This window comes from Weizmannia sp. CD-2023 (genome assembly GCF_036225245.1).
GTDB lineage: Bacteria > Bacillota > Bacilli > Bacillales > Bacillaceae_C > Weizmannia > Weizmannia faecalis.
The window spans coordinates 11,255-30,117 of the sequence record NZ_JARTJQ010000052.1 but is presented as its reverse complement, the minus strand read 5'-3'; the positions used below and the strand labels follow the sequence as shown (position 1 = coordinate 30,117).

The window sequence follows — 18,863 nt, the reverse complement described above, 5'->3', positions numbered from 1 at the left end:
TTAAACTTATTATACGAGGTGGGAGAACAATGGAAACCATAATGGTATTGATCTTTTTCGGAATGGTTGCCGTCATGATGGCAGTAACACCGTACATTACAAGAAAAACGGAAAGTTTTGGGGTCACCATCCCAGAGGCAGCCTACCTGGATCCTGAACTGAAAAAACTGAGGAAACAATACGCCGCAGTCATTATTGTCTTCAGCATCCTTCTGGCAGCCGCCCTGTTCATAGCTGTAAGCACAAGCCAGTTGCTTCAAACTGGTTTCGCTCTCGCAGTCCTTGTTGACATTGCCGGTAATTTTCTCATCTATCTTTATTTTCACCGAAAAATGAAGGCAATCAAGAAGACGCGGAACTGGGCAGCCGGGAAAAAGCAGGCGATCATCGTCGACCCGAAATTCCGGAGCCAGAAACTCATTTTTTCCAACGCATGGTTTCTGATCCATGCAAGCGTGACAGCAGCCACTTTCCTGATGACATGGTTGTGCTACGGACGGATTCCGGACCGGATCGCCATGCATTATGATTTTAACGGTACACCGACAGACTGGGTGGAAAAATCGTACCGGACCGTGTTTGAACTGCCAACTGTCCAGCTGTTCTTGCTTATCCTGTTCATTTGGCTGAATACGATGATTGCAAAAAGCAAACAGCAGCTCAATGCCGAAAGACCGGAAGCCTCCCTCGAGCAAAATGTCCGTTTCCGGCGCAGATGGTCAGCATTTATGATCATTACAGGCTTGCTTATGATTTTACTATTTTTTGCCATTCAGCTTTCCTTTATTGTGCCGGTCCCGATTGCCTGGTTGTCGTACGGAGGCATGGGCGCGGTCCTGTTGATTGTGGCCGGGGCGGTTTTGCTCTCGGTTATCACCGGGCAGGGCGGCAGCCGCATCCGCGTAGGCAATGGTGCCGTTCAGGGCCGCTTCCAGTATGATGACGATGCGTATTGGAAACTCGGCGTTTTTTACTTCAATCGCAACGATCCTTCCTTATGGGTGGAAAAAAGGTTCGGGAGCGGCTGGACCCTTAACTTTGCGCACCCGGCAGGCTGGATTATCCTCGGGCTCATTATTCTGATTCCGCTTTTGCTTGGTGTTTTCTTTTCTTAAAAAACAAGGGGGCTGCTCCAAAGAATGGAAGCAACCCCTTTTATTATTCACTTTCAAGATCAACCCATTTGTCTGCCCAATTTTGCACTTCATCAAGGACCGGCTTGATCGCCTCGCCTTTTTCTGTCAACCGGTATTCGATCCGGACAGGGCTTTCCGGGTACACTTCCCGTACAAGGATGCCCTGGTCTTCCAGCTCCTTCAGCCGCTCCGAAAGCACCTTTTGGCTGATATGCGGGATAAGCTCCGCCATTTCGTTAAACCGCATCGGCCCATTAGAAAGGACACGGATAATCACGCCAACCCAGCGTTTTCCCAATAGCTGAAACGCCTTTTCGAAACGCGGACATAAACTTTGGTTTCCCATTTTTGTAACGCACCTTTCTCATCAACCCTGCATTCCGGGGCTATATCAACAAAAGCCTTTTTAACCATTATACATGAATTGTAAACTTACTAAAAGTAACTAGCTAACAATCTCTGTCCAGTGGAACTGCTGCGTTCGGCCGAAAAAGCTGGCAAACCCGTGACGGAAATGGCCCTAAAAAATCCCCAAATAAAGACGAAAAAATGAAAATGGAAGGAAATCACGGTGAAACGGTGCCACCCCCAAACAAAAAAAGTAAAATGAGAAATGTTCCAATGGGTCCCCGGTCGGGTAAAGTTCTTCCAATCCATTGAATTTTCATATAAAATAGAGGGAGTAAAGAAAGGGAGGTTTTTAAGGTGAAAAAATTACTTTTCTATACGGTAGTAGGCTTTGCCGGCTACCAATACTTCAAATCAAAAGAAAACCGTGAAAAAGCGGCAGATGCCTTGAACAAGTTTTATGGAAACGTGGAAAAATGGCTCTCAAATTTTCAGCAATCAAATCGCGGCGGAAACAGGCAATCCGGCACACAAGCCTAAAGGCAGACAGTGATTGGGCGTAGTTACCATTGCGATTCAGTCAGGCGAATGCTTGAAATGATCTCCCACCTGCTCTTTGGCCATGAGGATGGGAGACTTCTTTCATAAATCCGTTAAAATGGACTTGATCATTCACGCCCTCTTCTAATCCCCGTTCACCCACAACTGTAAAATTTTCCCTGGGCCATCACAACAGGGAAGTCGTGAACCTTCCAAATCTCAAATAAAATTTACAGGTGTAAAAACCATACGGAGACGGGTGAAGTATCATGGCCGAAAGCGGATAAAATAAATACTGAATCTTGAATGTTCCCTGGCAAAATACGGCAACCGAAACAATAAGCCTCATGTAAAAAACTCCCCAAAGCCTGGTGAATATATAAAATGAACCTAAATTTTTCGCGTTAAAATCAATTACGATGGCTACACATACAGAAGTAGGAATGTTTAGTTCAACTTATGCAGCAGCCGAAAGCAGAAAACACGTTTCTTAACTTAATGCAAAACGGGTGCGGGAACACGCTGGGTCCGGGAAAGAAGCTGGTTTTAAATCTGGATGGTTCCCTGCAAAGTGCCTATCATAAAATTGACAACTATCAAGTCTTAACCTTTTTGACAAACCCACCCTCATGCCCGAAAATGGCTGTAAGAAGAGTGAACTTTATGCAAACAAAAGCGGTCGTTTTTATTGACGCCGTTTAAGAGAGGGATACAAATGTCGGTGACATCATACGTCGATCAATATGGATATATTGTGCTGCTTTTGGCACTTTTGCTCGAAATGATTGCAGTTCCGCTTCCAGGCGAAGTGCTGATGAGCTATGCCGGTTATATGGTGCACCAGGGGCAGCTCAACTGGATCTTGAGCATTCTCATTGCCGCCACCGGTACATCTGTCGGCATGACAACGGCCTATTTTATCGGGCAGCGGCTCGGCGGCCCGTTTTTACATAAATACGGCCATTTTATCCATCTCGGCCCGTCCCAGCTTGAAAAAACATCGCGCTGGTTTAATAAATATGGGAATAAATTGCTTATCGTCGCGTATTTTATACCAGGTGTCCGCCACATCACCGGCTATTTTTCCGGAATTACGAAACTGCCATTCCGGTCATTTGCCACTTTTGCCTATTCCGGCGCTTTGATTTGGACAAGCACGTTTATTTCCCTCGGGAAGCTGCTTGGCTCGCAGTGGGAGCAGTTCCACGAAGCGGTAAAAAAATATCTCGTCATAGGCGGTATTGTAAGCGCCGGCTTAATCATCGCGTATTATGTGTTCCGCTATTTCCATAAGCAGATTTTCTGGGCGATGATGGCGGTGCTCCGGCGCGTTTTCATGATTTTCCGCAGCCGGGTGCGCGCCGAGTTTGTGATCATCGGCACCACGCTGGTGACATTGTTTTTGATTGTGTTAATGATCACAATGATTCAAAACCTTTTCAGCGAAGATTTCAGCGACTTTAACGAGGTGACCTCTTTAATCGTATCGCTTTTGTTCAAACACCATTGGGCAGGCGTCATGAAAGGGATGCTGGCGCTCAGCTCGCGGCAGGCGCTCATTCTCGTCATGGTGTTGACGGTTCTTTGGATCATTTGGAAAGGCAAAGATCGCACGCACGAATTTTTGATTATGCTGCTTGTCACAATCGGCGGGGAACTGTATCAAAATGTGCTGCATGAAGTGTTCCACCGGATGTCGGAAACGGAAATTCCGACGTTTTCCCACTTTGTCTTCTCATTTCCGAGCGACCAGGCGATGATGATTCTGATCATTTACGGCTATTTTACATATCTCGTTGTCCGGCACGCTGAGATGTTTTGGGTCCATACGTTTATGGATGTACTTCTTTTAGCTGTTCTGTTGTTCGCAGCTGTCAGCCATATTTATTTCGGCCTTGAAATCCCGAGTAACATTGCGGGCGGTTATGTATTCGGCGGCGTCTGGCTTGGCTTAAATATTTTATTGCTGGAAATTTTCCGTATGATATGATGGATAAGAAAGCAAATGTTGGAGGGGAAACATGTTCTCAGACTTTGTCACACAAATTTTAACAGCACTCGCTGATCTGGGTTACTTCGGTGTTGCGATCGGGCTTGCGATTGAGATTATCCCGAGCGAGATTGTCCTTGCCTATGCCGGCTATTTAATTTCCCGGGGAGAGATCAATTATTTCGGCGCCATTGCAGCGGGCACACTTGGCATTTTGATTGCCCAACTGATTTTATACTGGATCGGTGCATACGGTGGGCGCCCGTTCTTGCTAAAGTACGGTAAATATTTGCTGATTCACGAAAGGCATCTCGATGTCGCGGAAGAATGGTTCAACAAGTACGGCGCCGGTGTTATTTTTACGGGCCGATTCATCCCGGTCATCCGCCAGGCCATTTCGATCCCGGCCGGCATTGCCAAAATGTCGTATTTCAAGTTCATTTTTTTCACGCTGCTTGCGACCATTCCGTGGGCAGTGCTGTTTATCTTTCTCGGTGAACGTCTCGCATCAAACTGGGCACAAATTGATGACGTTGCGGCTCCTTATGTCAAGCCGGTTACCATTATCGCGATCATCATCATTGTGCTTTATATCGCTTACTCCATGTACCGCAAGAAAAAAAGAGCCTGACCCTCTATTTAGGGGGCCGGGCTTTTTCCATAGATGAGGGAAGAGTGGAAACGGTGGGGTTCGGATCCCAAGAACGGCTAACTCCCACCAAATCAAAGATATAGGTTAGCTGCTATAATTGTTCAAAATCCTTAACCAAAAAAACCGCCTGCACAAAGCAGACGGCGAAAAAGGGGGTTAACATGGATGAAAAAGCAAGCCTAGTTTGCATCTTGCCTGATTACAAGAAAAAGGATAACGCAGGAAGCTTAAAACAATCTTAACAGGCCGAAATTTTGAAAAAGAGGCATGTTTATCTGCTATGGCCGAAAAAAACCGCCTGCACAAAGCAGACGGCCAAAAAAGGGGGTTAACATGGATGAAAAAGCAAGCCGGATTTTCATCTTGCCTGATTACAAGAAAAAGGATAACGCCGAAAGCTTAAAACAATCTTAACAGGCCGAGATTCAGAAAAAGAGGCAGGCTTGCCCACTACCCCCAGAAAAAATCGCCTGCTCAAGGGCGGCGGCCGAAAAAGGGGACATATGAAAAAGTAGGTTGTAATCTCTCTTGCAAAGAAAAGCATACCTGCCGAAACTTAAAAAATGCTTAAAACCCCACATCTCCCGGCTATAAAAAAACGCCTGCACAAAGCAGACGAACCAACAAAAGCTCTTACCTGATGACAAACATCAATATACCGCTGGAAAATAAAAAACGCCTTAACTTTGCATGAAAGTTATGTGAAATTCCCCACAAATTATGATCTCGACAAAAATAACAAAATTTCATCAAAATTTTCGTGACAAATTGCCGCTTTTAGATAATAATAATGAAGACAGACTACTAAAACGAGGGATTCTATGGAGTCAAGAGTAGCGAAAAAAAAGAAAAAACGGTCAAGAGTCCGCTGGCGCAGAGTGTTCCTTATGCTCTTTTTACTGCTCATCGTCGCCGGCGCGGGTTACACAGCCTATCAATACTACGCTGGCGTTCATCAGACAGACCCGAATGATGTCTTAAATATGGACAATCTGGAATTTAACGGTAAAAAGGATGCAAATGGCCGCACCAATATTCTCCTTCTCGGAATTGATCGGCGCGGGCAAGAAGATTCAAGAACCGATACCATCATGATTGCCCAATATGACCCGAAGAATAACCAGGTGAAGCTCATTTCGATTATGCGTGACATTTATGCCGAAATTCCGGGGTATAGAAACTATAAAATTAACACAGCCTACTATCTTGGCAATCTGAAGAATCAAAAAAAGGGTGTTGAATTGCTGCGTCAAACACTCAAAACCAATTTTGACATTGATGTGCAATATTATGCACTTGTCGATTTCCAAGGTTTTGTTAAAATTGTCGATACCCTGGCGCCTCAAGGCATTGAAATGAACGTGGAACATAAAATGTCGGAAAACATCGGCTTGACGCTTTATCCTGGAAAACAGCTGATGCATGGGAAACAATTGCTCGCCTACGCACGATTCAGACATGACGCGCAAGGCGACTTTGGCCGGGTTGCCCGCCAGCAAAAAGTGCTTAAAGCGCTCCAATCTGAAGTTTTCAGCGTGAATGGTATCGCCAAAGCGCCGAAACTGCTTGGAACCATTCAGCCGTATATTGCCACCAATATGAGCAAAATGAACATTCTTGCGCTCGCCAAAGACGCCGTCGGAGGCAACCTCAAGGTAAAAACAATGACCGTACCGGTTGCCGGCACCTATACCAATGTCAGCTATCCGGGCGTCGGCGCCGCACTCGAAGTGGACAAAGAAAAAAATATAGAAGCCATCAAACAGTTTTTGGATGAATAACAGGGGCCGGTTCCGGCTCTTTTTTTGTTGCAGACAGAAAGCCGTACCGGGAGCAAATTGTCCTTTTGGAGGGTTCAAAAAGACAAAAGAAAGCCGGACTAGGAGCAAATTGTCTTTTTGAAGGGTTCAAAAAGACAAAAGAGAGCCGTACCGGGAGCAAATTGTCCTTTTGGAGAGCTCTAAAAGACAAAAGAAAGCCGGACCAGGAGCAAATTGTCCTTTTGGAGAGCTCAAAAAGACAAAAGAGAGCTGGACCAGGAGCAAATTGTCCTTTTGGAGAGCTCAAAAAGACAAAAGAGAGTCGGATCAGGGGCGAATTGTCCTTTTGGAGGGCTCAAAAAGACAAAAGAAAGCCGGACCAAGAGCAAATTGTCTTTTTGAAGGGTTCAAAAAGAAAAAAGAGAGCCGTACCGGGAGCAAATTGTCTTTTTGGAGAGCTCAAAAAGACAAAAGAAAGCCGGACCAAGAGCAAATTGTCCTTTTGGAGGGCTCAAAAAGACAAAAGAGAGTCGGATCAGGGGCGAATTGTCCTTTTGGAGGGCTCAAAAAGACAAAAGAGAGTCGGATCAGGGGCGAATTGTCCTTTTGGAGAGCTCAAAAAGACAAAAGAGAGCCGGACCAAGAGCAAATTGTCTTTTTGAAGGGCCCAAAAAGACAAAAGAAAGCCGGACCAAGAGCAAATTGTCTTTTTGGAGAGTTCAAAAAGACAAAAGAGAGCTGGACCAAGAGCAAATTGTCCTTTTGGAGGGTTCAAAAAGACAAAAGAAAGCCGTACCGGGAGCAAATTGTCCTTTTGGAGGGCTCAAAAAGGCAAAAGAAAGCCAATTAGACAAAAGGGACGAAACCGCATCCAATATGAATTTCAATTTCCCCCTTGTCATGTCACCCGGCAAAGTGTAAAGTATAAATAAGTCAAAATTTTAAGTACGTTCAATCGAATAGCCTTATCAAGAGAGGCGGAGGGACTTGGCCCGATGAAACCTCAGCAACCAGCCCATACGGCACGGTGCTAAATCCAACAGGTATACCTGAAAAGATAAGGAGAATGTTGTCATCTTGCCTCCTTTTCTGGGAGGCTTTTTTCATATCATTCAAAGGGAGTGTAAAAATTTGAACCTTCTCGAAACGTTAAAAAACCGCATCCTTGTTGCAGACGGGGCAATGGGGACACTGCTATATGCATACGGCGCCGACACATGTTATGAGTCATTCAACCTGACCCATCCGGAAGACATCCACGCGATCCACCGCGCCTATATCGAAGCAGGCGCATCGGTCATCCAGACAAACACGTACAGCGCCAACTATATCAAGCTGGCACAGTATGGCCTGGAAGAAAAAGTAAAAGACATCAACAAAGCGGCCGTCCGGATTGCAAAAGAAGCGGCAAACCGTGACACATTTATACTCGGCACAGTCGGCGGTATCCGCGGCCAGCGCAAAACCGAAGCAACACTTGCCGAAATCAAGCGTACGTTCCGCGAGCAGATTTTTCACCTCCTGGACGAAGGAGTTGATGCCCTGCTTTTGGAAACGTATTTTGACGCGGAAGAACTGTATACGGTCGTTGACATTGCGAAAAAAGAAGCGGATGTCCCGGTCATCGCCCAGTTCTCGCTTATCGAACCGGGCGTGCTCCAAAACGGAACCCCGGTCCGCGACGCGTTCAAGGAACTTGAAAACCGCGGCGCCGATGTGACCGGCCTGAACTGCCGGCTCGGCCCGCACCACATGATCCAGGCGTTCGAAGAAATCCCGATACCGAAGCGTGCCTTTTTGTCCGCATACCCGAATGCGAGTCTTTTAGATTACGAGGAAGGCCGGTTCACGTTCACAAATAACGCCGATTATTTTAAAACATGTGCCGAAAAACTTGTCGAACAGGGTGTGCGCCTGATCGGCGGCTGCTGCGGCACAACGCCGGCCCACATCAAAGCAATCGCAGAAGGGGTGCAGGGGCTTTTGCCTGTCACAGAAAAAACGGTCCGCCCGCCGAAAATTGAAATCGCAGCCGCCCCGGCGCAGCACGAACCACCGTTGCATGAAATCGTAAAAAAGCGCCGCTCTGTCATTGTCGAATTGGATACGCCGAAAACTCTGAACACGACTCGCTTTTTTGAAGGGGCAAAAGCGCTGCACGACGCCGGCATCGATGCCTTGACAATGGCCGACAACTCGCTTGCAAGCCCGCGCATCAGCAACACAGCGATTGCTTCAATTTTAAAAGAGAAACATGGCATCCGGCCGCTTGTTCATATTACATGCCGTGATCGTAATTTGATCGGGCTGCAGTCGCACTTAATGGGCCTTGCTGCGCTCGGGATTGACCAGGTGCTTGCCATCACGGGGGATCCGACAAAAATCGGCGACTTCCCGGGAGCGACGAGCGTATACGATTTGTCATCCATGGAACTGATCGCAATGATCAAGCAATTCAATGATGGCATCTCCCATTCCGGCAAATCGCTTCACAGGAAAACGAATTTTTCCGTCGCGGCTGCATTTAACCCGAACGTCCGCAATCTTGATAAAACGGTCGGGAGGTTGGAGCGCAAAATCCGCCACGGTGCCGATTATTTTATCACCCAGCCTGTGTTCAGCACGGAAAAAATCGAGCAAATCCATGAAGCAACGAAGCATTTGGACGCACCGATCTATCTTGGCATTATGCCGCTTACCAGCTACCGGAACGCGGTCTTTCTGCACAATGAAGTGCCGGGCATCAAACTGACGGATGAAATTTTGGCGGCGATGGAAAAAACAAATGGCGACCCTGCGAAAGCGCGTGAAGAAAGCCTTGCGATCAGCCGTACCCTGATCGACGCGGCCCTCGGCTATTTCAACGGCATTTACTTAATTACGCCGCTCGAACGCTACGAACTGACGGTGGAATGCACGCGCTATATCCACGAAAAAACAGCAGTGCAAGGCGCAGGCATTGTCTGAGACTGCAACGAAAAGAGTACAGGCGGATTCATTAAAGTGAAACTTTGATAGCACTGTCCAATTGCAAGATTAAGAAAAGAGCTCAAGAAGGCAAAACGAAACCTTGGCCGGCTTCAGCCCCGGCGAGATGCATGCACTTTAAACTCAATCAAAAGTGGCACCGGCGCCGCCAGCATCGGAACGCGGCCCAGCCAGGTACCAAATGTTACCGTACGTCGCAATCTCAATATCAAACGTACAACCAAAGGGGGAATTTTTCATGGGGCAAACGTTATTTGAACAGCAGCTTGCAAACCGCATTCTCATCCTTGACGGGGCGATGGGGACGATGATCCAGCAGCAACACCTTACCGCGGCAGATTTTGGCGGCGAAGCATACGAAGGCTGCAATGAACACTTGAATCTCACAGCGCCCGATATCATCCGCTCGATCCATGAAGCATATCTCGAAGCGGGGGCCGACATCATCGAAACGAACACATTTGGCGCAACGTCTATTGTCCTTAACGAGTACGGCCTCGGGCATCTCGCTGAAAAAATCAACATCGAAGCCGCGCGCATCGCCAAGCAGGCTGCCAAAAAATTTTCCACACCCGAGCGGCCGCGGTTTGTCGCCGGTTCGATGGGCCCGACAACAAAGACGCTCTCCGTCACGGGCGGCACCACTTTTGACGCGCTCAAAACCGCTTACCAGGAACAGGCTTGCGGGCTCATAAAAGGCGGCGTCGACGTGCTCCTTCTCGAAACATCGCAGGACTTGCTGAACGTCAAAGCCGCTTTTCTTGGCATTACGGACGCATTTAACGAAACCGGAAAAAAACTGCCGCTTCTCATCTCCGGCACCATTGAACCGATGGGCACAACGCTTGCCGGCCAGAACATCGAAGCATTTTACATTTCCGTCGAGCATATGCAGCCGGCCGCAGTCGGGCTTAACTGCGCGACCGGCCCGGAGTTCATGGCCGACTCGATCCGCACACTCGCGGGGCTCGCCAAAACGGCAGTGAGCTGTTACCCGAACGCCGGGCTTCCCGACGAAGAAGGGCATTACCACGAAACACCGGAATCGCTCGCTGTCAAAATGAAAGGCTTCGCCGAAAAAGGCTGGCTCAACATCGCAGGCGGCTGCTGCGGCACAACACCTGCCCATATCAAAGCACTGAATGAAGCACTTGCCGGGCTCCCGCCGCGCCAGCCTGCAAAACAAGAGCACCACGTCGTCTCCGGCATCGAACCCTTTATTTACGATGACCCGTCCACCCGCCCGATTTTTGTCGGCGAACGCACAAACGTCATCGGTTCGCGCAAGTTCCGGCGCCTGATCGCGGAAGGCAAATGGGAAGAAGCGAGCGAAATTGCCCGTACCCAGGTCAAAAACGGCGCACAGATCATCGACATCTGCCTCGCCGACCCGGATCGCGATGAAATCAGTGACATGGAAAATTTTATTTCGATCGCCGTGAAAAAAGTGAAAGTGCCGTTTATGATCGATTCCACGGACGAAAACGTAATCGAAAAAGCTTTTACATACTGCCAAGGAAAAAGCATTGTCAATTCCATTAACCTTGAAAACGGGACGGAACGGTTTGAAAAAGTCGTGCCGCTCCTCAAAAAATACGGGGGTGCCGTTGTCGTCGGCACGATCGATGAAGAGGGGATGGCTGTCACTGCCGAACGGAAACTTGAGATAGCGCGCCGCTCTTATGACCTGCTCGTCGATACGTACGGGCTCAACCCGCGTGATCTCATTTTTGACCCGCTCGTGTTCCCGGCTGGCACTGGCGACAAGCAGTATTTTGGCGCAGCAAAAGAAACAGTCGAAGGCATCCGCCTCATCAAAGAAGCGATGCCGGAATGCCAGACGATCCTCGGCGTCAGCAATGTTTCATTCGGGCTGCCACCTGCCGGGCGTGAAGTGCTAAACTCAGTGTTTCTCTACCACTGTACGAAAGCCGGGCTGGATTACGCCATCGTGAACACAGAAAAACTCGAACGCTTTGCGTCCATCCCGGAAGAGAACGTGAAAATGGCCGAAAAACTGTTGTTTGAAACGAGTGACGAAGCCCTTGCCGCGTTCACCGAATATTACCGCGGCAAGGTGCAGGAGAAAAAAGCGCCAAAGAGCACGATGACGCTTGCCGAACGGCTTGCGAATTACGTTGTCGAAGGGACGAAAGAAGGCCTCATCCCGGATCTTGAACAGGCTTTGAAGGAATACCCGGATCCGCTCGCCATTATCAACGGCCCGCTTATGGACGGGATGGCGGAAGTCGGCCGCCTGTTTAACGACAACCAGCTCATCGTCGCAGAAGTCTTGCAGAGTGCGGAAGTGATGAAAGCATCCGTCGCATTCCTTGAGCCTTTTATGGAAAAAAATGAAACAAGCACAAAAGGGAAAGTGCTGCTCGCAACCGTGAAAGGCGACGTCCATGATATCGGCAAAAATCTGGTCGACATCATTTTGTCAAATAATGGCTATAAAGTGGTCGACCTTGGCATCAAAGTGGCGCCGGCTGATCTTATCCACGCCGTCCGTAAAGAGAAACCGGATGTAATCGGGCTATCCGGCCTCCTTGTCAAATCCGCCCAGCAAATGGTCGTCACTGCCCAGGATTTGCGGGAAGCGGGCATCCGTCAGCCGATACTGGTCGGCGGTGCAGCCCTGTCGCGGAAATTCACGGTAAATAAAATCGCTCCGCAATATGAAGGGCTTGTGCTGTATGCAAAAGACGCAATGGAGGGCCTCACGCTTGCGAACAAATTGCAGGATGAATCGGAACGAAGCTCGCTCGAAACGGAACTTGCCAACCAGCGCAGCGGCGGGACAAGGGTGGCGGCCGTGAATGCCGGCGGAGCACCGGTTGCGACTTTACCGCGCCGTTCTTCGGTATCCCCGGATGCGCCGGTATACCAGCCGGCGGATTTGAAGCGGCATGTGCTGCGCAATTATCCGCTTGCCCATATCGAGCCCTACGTGAACATGCAAATGCTCCTCGGCCACCATTTAGGATTGAAAGGCCGCGTCGAAAAGCTGCTTGCGGAGGGAGACGAACGCGCCCTCAAGTTGAAACAGCAGGTGGATGAACTGCGCGAATGGGTGATGAAAGAAAAATTGCTTCAGCCATCCGCTGTATACCAATTTTTCCCTGCCCAATCGGATGGTAATGATTTGATTCTTTACGAACCGGCTGGAGAGCCTGGTACATTAGATCCGAAATCTTTATCCGTCCTAGAGCGATTTACGTTCCCGCGCCAGGCAAAGCCGCCGTATTTGTGCCTTGCCGATTATGTCCGGAGCGTGGACAGTGGGGTCGTAGATTACGTCTGCATGTTCGCGGTCGTTGCCGGCAAAAACATCCGCCATCATGCACGCTATTTGAAAGAGGCGGGCGAATACTTCAAAAGCCATGCCCTCCAGGCGCTTGCCCTCGAAACGGCAGAAGGCTTCGCCGAGCGACTGCATGAACTGATACGCAGCCAATGGGGCTTCCCGGACACGGCTGATTTCACAATGCAGCAGCGCTTTGCCGCCAAATACCAGGGCCAGCGCTACTCTTTTGGCTACCCGGCCTGCCCGAACCTCGAAGATCAGGCCAAACTGTTTAAATTGTTGCAACCGCAAAAAATCGGCCTCCACTTGACCGAAGGCTACATGATGGAACCCGAAGCCGCCGTCACCGCGCTTGTGTTCTCCCATCCTGAGGCAAGATATTTTGCGGTATGACCGAATCTCCTTTGCCATGGCCGTATAGGAATAGGACCATCCGGCGGCAGGATACTTGGCGGTATGACCCCCAAAGCGGGCCCCGGCCCGCTTTGGGTTTTTTAAAGCAAGGAACAACCTACAACATGGACGTTTACTACATTAAGAAGAGGCTAAAACTCCGCTTTCTTAACCTAGACATGTTCTACATTAAGAAACGGCTAAAACTGCCGTTTCTTTCTTAACGTAGAGAGGTTCTATGTTTAGTAACGCTCGAAAAATCCACTGCTTTTTTAATATAGAAGGCTCTATGTTAAGGAACAGGCAAAATTCCCACTGCTTTCTTAACCTAGACATGCTCTACGTTAACAAGCAGCTGAAAATTCCGTTGCTTTCTTCATATAGAAATCCATGCTGTTTTTCCGGGCCAGCTCCATGTTGCGTTTTACAAAAAACCGTATAAATCGACAAAATCTGCGCTAACCCGATTTTTCTGTTCCGCCCGCAATGTTCCACGGGAAACATTTCAATGAAAACTGTGCAAGTTGAACAGGATCTTCTGAACAAATTCCACTTGCCAGCAAGCCCTTCTTCGATATGATAGAAGAATGGACGTACGAACATGCTTGACCCGCTTTCTTTCTATTAAAAATACGCCATGCTTTCACCTACCACGTTTCCTGTGGCATGAACGTTTATGTTAAATCGACGTCAACGCCGGCTGAATAAAACCTGTGCATCTCAAATTCGGCCAGTGCAGTCATCATCCTTGCAAAACTTTGCATGCCCAATCGTTGCGAATATTGACGTTTTTGCTGGCATGACAAGATGACAAGATACGATTCATTTCGACACAACCAGCAATATTTCCACGGAAATACCCACATGAAAAAGCCCGGATATCGGAATCCGGGCTTAAAATCCATCTATCTAAAAATGTGCGGCGACTGCGGCTAATTTTGATTCTTCCGCTCGTACCGAATCCTTTACGGCATGAGTGGAAAATCCGCATTGAGCCGTTTCGTTCTTTTCAGTTCTTAGCCAATGAAAGTCAAAAAGCTCCATTGCCTTTTAGCAACTTACCAAAAGCAAATGGCTTACTTACGGGAGAGGCGGTCTTTTGCATGGCCGACCGAGTCTTGGGCCTCGCCTTTCAATTTGTCCATTTTGCCTTCAGCTTGTTTTTCCGCATCGCCGGTGATTTCACCCCACGTATCTTTTGCTTCGCCTTTCAATTTGTTCCCTTTTCCTTTGAGTTTGTCCTTCATGGAGTCTTGATCCATTTTCATTCCTCCCATTCATATTGTTCATCTTTCCTATTCCCTGATCACAGGCCAATAAACGAAAAGTGCAAAAGAAATAGATGGAGAAGATTGTCATCCGGTCCGGCACAAAATTTAGTCAGTCACACCAAAATACAGGATCGGCACTTCACAATCCTGGCCAAATCAAATAGGGGAACCGCCACAATCAAAAAATACGCAAATCGCAACAGGAGAAGGAGATAGGAGTTCATATATAAAATGAACCTAAGTTTTTGCAATAAGCTTGAGCCCCATTTTGCATGAAGCAGGCAACAGAGCTGTGATATTTTATGGGACGTGAATAATCGGTGGGTAAAGGGAACGCATGCGCATCATCTCCGTCTCGCTCCAAAATTGGAATGAGGAAACGCATGCGTATATAGGTTGGATGGTGTTGCAGAGTGGATGTGTGTTCGGCGTAACGCCCAATTTCAACGATTGCACGCCCGTTCTCAAAGCACCTGAAAACAGCCCCTAGATCATTTTCTTCCATGGTATGTATTTGCCGAGGCCATGGTAATAGCTGGCACAAATAATCGTGCGGCTGAATTGTTTCTGAAATGTATGCACGGAGCAGTTCAGTTTCAGCTGCTGCTGATTGGAAAAAGTAACATAAAGGCCGTCCGCCGTGGCATCAAAGTCTATTATGTTTGCCAGGAAAATGAACTGGCAGTCATACGATCTCGGGGATTTTGTCGGTGTTGCAATCAAACCATCCCCCACCACAATCGGTGCCTTATTAAAGTTAAAAATTTGTTTTGTTCCCTTGAGAACGCCTTCAAAATCGCACATCCGGTAATGGATGCAAGCGTCCCGTAATAATTCAAGCTTGCTCTTCCGTGAGCGAAAAACGCCGTCCTGATCATAAATGACTGTTTGATATTCCGGATCAAATGCGGTATCCAGCGCCATCGTTTCTTTCCTGATTAGGTAGTCAATTTTTTCTGTCACAAAAAATACCCCCTCATGTTAATTTGTGCTTTCCCTCCCGCTTCACTTTCAGGGGCAGAATTGCCAGGGGTGCCATGTCTTGCTGCCATCAAAGTATCCTTCCCCAAAAGAAGAGGGATATCATTGATTTTTATAGTCCTATTATACTATAAATTTCTAAAAAATAAAGCATGAATTTACAATTTTGTTATTATTTTTAATCCATGTAAATCTTGGCCAAAATTTCACGTTTTCCCTTAAAAAATATCAAATTTTCCCGCGGAAAACAGGATGTTTTGGAAACGAAAAAATGACGATCGCCGGTTCGCCCTCTTCCTTTGAACCTGTTATTTTACAATCAACCCGGGAATTCAAGGAAAGCGCGCTTTCCAAAAGGGGAAGCAAAGTGGAAAATTTTGAAGAAATGCTCAGGCAATACCGGCCGATGATTTTTCATATGATCCGCAAACTCCGCATTTACAAAAACATCGATGAGTTCGAGCAGATCGGTATGATTGCGCTGTGGGAAGCGTATCAGAACAGGCAGGACGACAAAGGGTCATTCACGAGCTATGCGTACAACACGATCCGTGGGAAAATGCTGACCGAACTCACGAAAAGGCGGCGGGAGGAAAAAATGTTTGCATTTCCGAAAGAGGAATTTTGGAATGTGAAAGTGGACGAGTCGCTCCGTCCCCCGCTTGAACTTGAAACATTGCTGTCATATTGCGAAGGTCTTACGGAAAAAGAGAAAAAATGGGTAGTCGCTGCTTTTTATGAACAATTGAAACAAGGCGAAATCGCATTTCGCGAAGGCAAGTCCGTCGAGGCGGTAAAAAAATGGCGGAGACAAGCCCTCGAGAAAATCAGAAAGAGTATGGAGCAAAAAGAGAGGAAGCGTTGATGCTTCCTCACTCTGCGATGAAAAACTTGCGCAAGTAGTCATACCATGCTTTTGTGCCTTTGTTGCTTGGGGCGGTTTGTTCGCCATTTTGAAAGGTGACATACGATTTGAATGCGTCACTGTCCGGGTCTGGCCAGTTTTTCCAATGATCCAGGTATGTGTAACCTTCTTTTTTTGCGTACGACGCTAGCTCTTTCACCTGCGCCGGATAATTCGCTGCCTTATAGAGCGGGTATGACGGCTGAATCATCAGCACGGCATCATCCCAGGCAGCAGCGGCCGTTTTGATATCATCAAGCTGATTGTCCATTGCCACAGCCCCGTTGTTGATTAAAATAAACGGCTCAAACAAAATGAGATCCGGTTTGAAATGGGCGACGTCTTTATACTTGCCTTCACGGATAAACTCATCGGAATTTAAATGATAGGAAAAAAGGGAAACCGACACATGGCTGCCGTACGTATCATTCAACGCCTGCTTCAACTGTGGCCCCCAGCCATGCGTATTCGCACCCATCGCGTCCGAACCGACAATCGCAATTTTGTAGGCTCGCTTCTTGGAAAGTGCGTTTTCAAAATCCGCGCGGGCTTTTTTCGGCCAGTTTTTCGTGTAAGCCACTAGAGAAGTCTCCGGCTGGCCCGTTTTGTTTACGTCGCGCTTTTTCCCCGTGGTCGGTTCTGCCTTTGTCTTTTCCGCTTTTACTGCTACAGAATCCGGCTTGAACCGGCTTGGATCCGTTTTATACCCCCAGTACAGATGCCCAACTACCAATACGGCAATGACGACAACAGCCGACAAAATCGCCGTGAATATTTTCATACATCATACCTCCGCTCATCATCACTTATGAAACGCCCGTGCAAACCTATAAAAAATTATGACAAAAAAAGACAAATTACACAACCAAAATTGAAAGAAAATCCGCCAAAGGTAAATACAGGAAGATTATCTAACCGGTTTCTTTCTGCAAAATATTGTGGTTTAATACAAAGTGTATCAAATTGTTTAAATTTATTTCAGTTTCCCGCAAATTTCGGGATGATCTATGATATAATGTATGATAGTTTTCTATCTATTTCGCATTTGTGCTGCAAATTTTAGGGGAGGAACTTATGGAAGACACAATTAGTTTAAAAGAATTGATGCAGGTGCTGCGCAAACGCCTTTCCATGATCGCACTGATTACACTGGGGGCGATGATTTTGACGGCCATTGTGACCTATTTTGTGGTGACGCCTGTCTATGAATCTTCGACACAAATCCTTGTCAATAAAGCAAGCGATGACCAATCGATGTATACCACCAATGCCGTACAAACAAACGTTCAGCTGGTCAATACATATAATGTGATTATTAAGAGCCCATCGATCCTGGATAAAGTGATTGACGAACTGAAACTCAACATGACAACGGACGAACTGAACGACAAAATTGAAGTCAGCACAGAGCAAAATTCACAAGTCTTTACCTTGACAGTAAAAGATACAAACCCGTATACGGCAACCAAAATTGCCAATAAAATCGGGGAAGTGTTCAAAAAAGAAGTCAAAAACATTATGAAAGTCGATAATGTGACTGTTATTTCAAAAGCACAAGTGCCTGCGGGACCTGTCAGCCCGAAACCATTCCTGAATATTGCGATTGCACTTGTTGTCGGCCTGATGGTGGGTGTTGGGGTTGCCTTTCTGCTTGAATACCTCGACAACACGATTAAAGATGAACAGGATATTGAACAAATTTTGGAATTGCCTGTCCTTGGCGTGATTGGGCAGATTGACGATCAGGAACTGAATGGTTTGAACCGCGCAGGAAAAAAAACAAAAAGAAAGGTTGAGACGGTTGGCGCCTAAAAAAACAAAGCTGTTGAACACAAGAAGAAAATTAATCTCAAAGCTAAATCCAACGTCACCGATTTCCGAACAATTTCGGACGATCCGTACGAACATCAGTTTTTCTTCTGTCGACAATGACCTGCAGCTTTTGATGGTCACTTCAAGCGGGCCGGGAGAAGGAAAATCGACGATTGTCGGCAACCTCGCAGTTGTCTTTGCCCAACAAGGGAAAAGGGTCCTCCTTGTTGACGCCGATTTGCGTCGCCCGACGGTCCATTATACGTTCGGGATGACGAATACATTCGGTTTAACAACCGTACTGACAAAACAGGGCACGCTCGAGGAAACGGCGACCAACACCGATGTGGACCATTTGCATATCTTGACAAGTGGCCCGATTCCGCCTAACCCGGCAGAACTGTTAAGCTCAAAGGCAATGAAGGAATTTTTAAAAGAAGCAAAAGAACAATACGATATCATTTTACTCGATACGCCGCCGGTTTTGGCTGTTACCGATGCGCAATTATTAACCAATCAGTGTGACGGCACGATTCTTGTCGTCTCAAGCGGGAGAACAGAAGTAGATGCCGCCAAAAAATCGAAAGACTTGCTGGAATCTGCAAATGCCAATCTGCTTGGAGTCGTCTTAAACAACAAGAAAACCCAAAATACGCATTACTATTATTATTACGGAAAAGATTGACAACATTTGCGTGAAAATTTTCCAATCACTATTGAAAAATGGTAAGAATGCACTATAATTTTGTATAGAGTTTGGTTTTCATTGAAACGGAAT

The 18,863-nt window shown here is 47.2% G+C and carries 15 protein-coding genes and 1 riboswitch; of the genes, 11 read left to right on the top strand and 4 right to left on the bottom strand.

Annotated features, from left to right (window positions below; translation table 11 throughout):
* Positions 1-29 precede the first annotated feature (29 nt).
* On the top strand, positions 30-1,115 hold the full coding sequence (locus P9687_RS07480) for a DUF1648 domain-containing protein (RefSeq protein ID WP_035182599.1): 1,086 nt from the start codon (positions 30-32) through the stop codon (positions 1,113-1,115).
* A 43-nt stretch (positions 1,116-1,158) separates the two neighbouring features.
* On the opposite strand, the gene P9687_RS07475 is transcribed toward P9687_RS07480, so the two are convergent.
* Positions 1,159-1,482, bottom strand: coding sequence for a winged helix-turn-helix transcriptional regulator (locus P9687_RS07475; RefSeq protein WP_014096256.1), 324 nt, complete (start codon positions 1,480-1,482; stop codon positions 1,159-1,161).
* Positions 1,483-1,841: 359 nt separating this feature from the next.
* Here P9687_RS07475 and P9687_RS07470 point away from each other — a divergent pair, with 359 nt between their 5' ends.
* The 7 genes from P9687_RS07470 (at position 1,842) to metH (ending at position 13,117) form a co-directional block, all read left to right on the top strand.
* Positions 1,842-2,024 carry a hypothetical protein gene (locus tag P9687_RS07470; protein ID WP_104851125.1) on the top strand — a complete coding sequence of 61 codons (183 nt, stop codon included), beginning with the start codon at positions 1,842-1,844 and terminating at the stop codon, positions 2,022-2,024.
* A 715-nt stretch (positions 2,025-2,739) separates the two neighbouring features.
* Positions 2,740-4,014 (top strand): VTT domain-containing protein, encoded by a 1,275-nt coding sequence (locus P9687_RS07465; protein WP_046722012.1) that lies wholly within the window; start codon positions 2,740-2,742, stop codon positions 4,012-4,014.
* A 31-nt stretch (positions 4,015-4,045) separates the two neighbouring features.
* The gene (locus P9687_RS07460) at positions 4,046-4,645 is read left to right on the top strand and encodes a DedA family protein (protein ID WP_019720492.1); all 600 of its coding nucleotides are present in this window, start codon (positions 4,046-4,048) and stop codon (positions 4,643-4,645) included.
* Between the two features lie 842 nt (positions 4,646-5,487).
* Complete coding sequence (locus tag P9687_RS07455) at positions 5,488-6,447, top strand: LCP family protein (RefSeq protein WP_014096252.1); 960 nt, start codon at positions 5,488-5,490, stop codon at positions 6,445-6,447.
* A 169-nt stretch (positions 6,448-6,616) separates the two neighbouring features.
* Positions 6,617-7,276, top strand: coding sequence for a hypothetical protein (locus P9687_RS07450; protein ID WP_328228707.1), 660 nt, complete (start codon positions 6,617-6,619; stop codon positions 7,274-7,276).
* A gap of 112 nt (positions 7,277-7,388) precedes the next feature.
* Positions 7,389-7,490, top strand: a riboswitch (SAM riboswitch).
* A gap of 67 nt (positions 7,491-7,557) precedes the next feature.
* A complete protein-coding gene (locus P9687_RS07445; protein ID WP_328228706.1) occupies positions 7,558-9,393 on the top strand; it encodes a bifunctional homocysteine S-methyltransferase/methylenetetrahydrofolate reductase in 1,836 nt (611 codons plus the stop codon).
* A gap of 259 nt (positions 9,394-9,652) precedes the next feature.
* Complete coding sequence (gene metH / locus P9687_RS07440) at positions 9,653-13,117, top strand: methionine synthase (RefSeq protein ID WP_328228705.1); 3,465 nt, start codon at positions 9,653-9,655, stop codon at positions 13,115-13,117.
* A gap of 1,076 nt (positions 13,118-14,193) precedes the next feature.
* Here the strand turns inward: metH and P9687_RS07435 are convergent.
* Positions 14,194-14,379, bottom strand: coding sequence for a CsbD family protein (locus tag P9687_RS07435; RefSeq protein WP_061086452.1), 186 nt, complete (start codon positions 14,377-14,379; stop codon positions 14,194-14,196).
* A 495-nt stretch (positions 14,380-14,874) separates the two neighbouring features.
* The gene (locus P9687_RS07430) at positions 14,875-15,351 is read right to left on the bottom strand and encodes a competence protein ComK (RefSeq protein ID WP_014096247.1); all 477 of its coding nucleotides are present in this window, start codon (positions 15,349-15,351) and stop codon (positions 14,875-14,877) included.
* Between the two features lie 289 nt (positions 15,352-15,640).
* Between P9687_RS07430 and P9687_RS07425 the strand changes: the two genes are divergently transcribed.
* A complete protein-coding gene (locus P9687_RS07425; protein WP_211062476.1) occupies positions 15,641-16,234 on the top strand; it encodes a sigma-70 family RNA polymerase sigma factor in 594 nt (197 codons plus the stop codon).
* A 7-nt stretch (positions 16,235-16,241) separates the two neighbouring features.
* Here P9687_RS07425 and P9687_RS07420 read toward each other — a convergent pair whose 3' ends face one another.
* The gene (locus tag P9687_RS07420; protein WP_017550936.1) at positions 16,242-17,054 is read right to left on the bottom strand and encodes a hypothetical protein; all 813 of its coding nucleotides are present in this window, start codon (positions 17,052-17,054) and stop codon (positions 16,242-16,244) included.
* 293 nt (positions 17,055-17,347) lie between these two features.
* On the opposite strand from P9687_RS07420, the gene P9687_RS07415 reads away from it, so the two are divergent.
* Both P9687_RS07415 and P9687_RS07410 read left to right on the top strand, forming a co-directional pair.
* The gene (locus P9687_RS07415) at positions 17,348-18,085 is read left to right on the top strand and encodes a YveK family protein (protein WP_179234169.1); all 738 of its coding nucleotides are present in this window, start codon (positions 17,348-17,350) and stop codon (positions 18,083-18,085) included.
* Positions 18,075-18,770, top strand: coding sequence for a CpsD/CapB family tyrosine-protein kinase (locus P9687_RS07410; protein WP_328228704.1), 696 nt, complete (start codon positions 18,075-18,077; stop codon positions 18,768-18,770). Before P9687_RS07415 ends, P9687_RS07410 begins: the two co-directional genes overlap by 11 nt.
* The last annotated feature ends 93 nt before the right edge of the window (positions 18,771-18,863 follow it).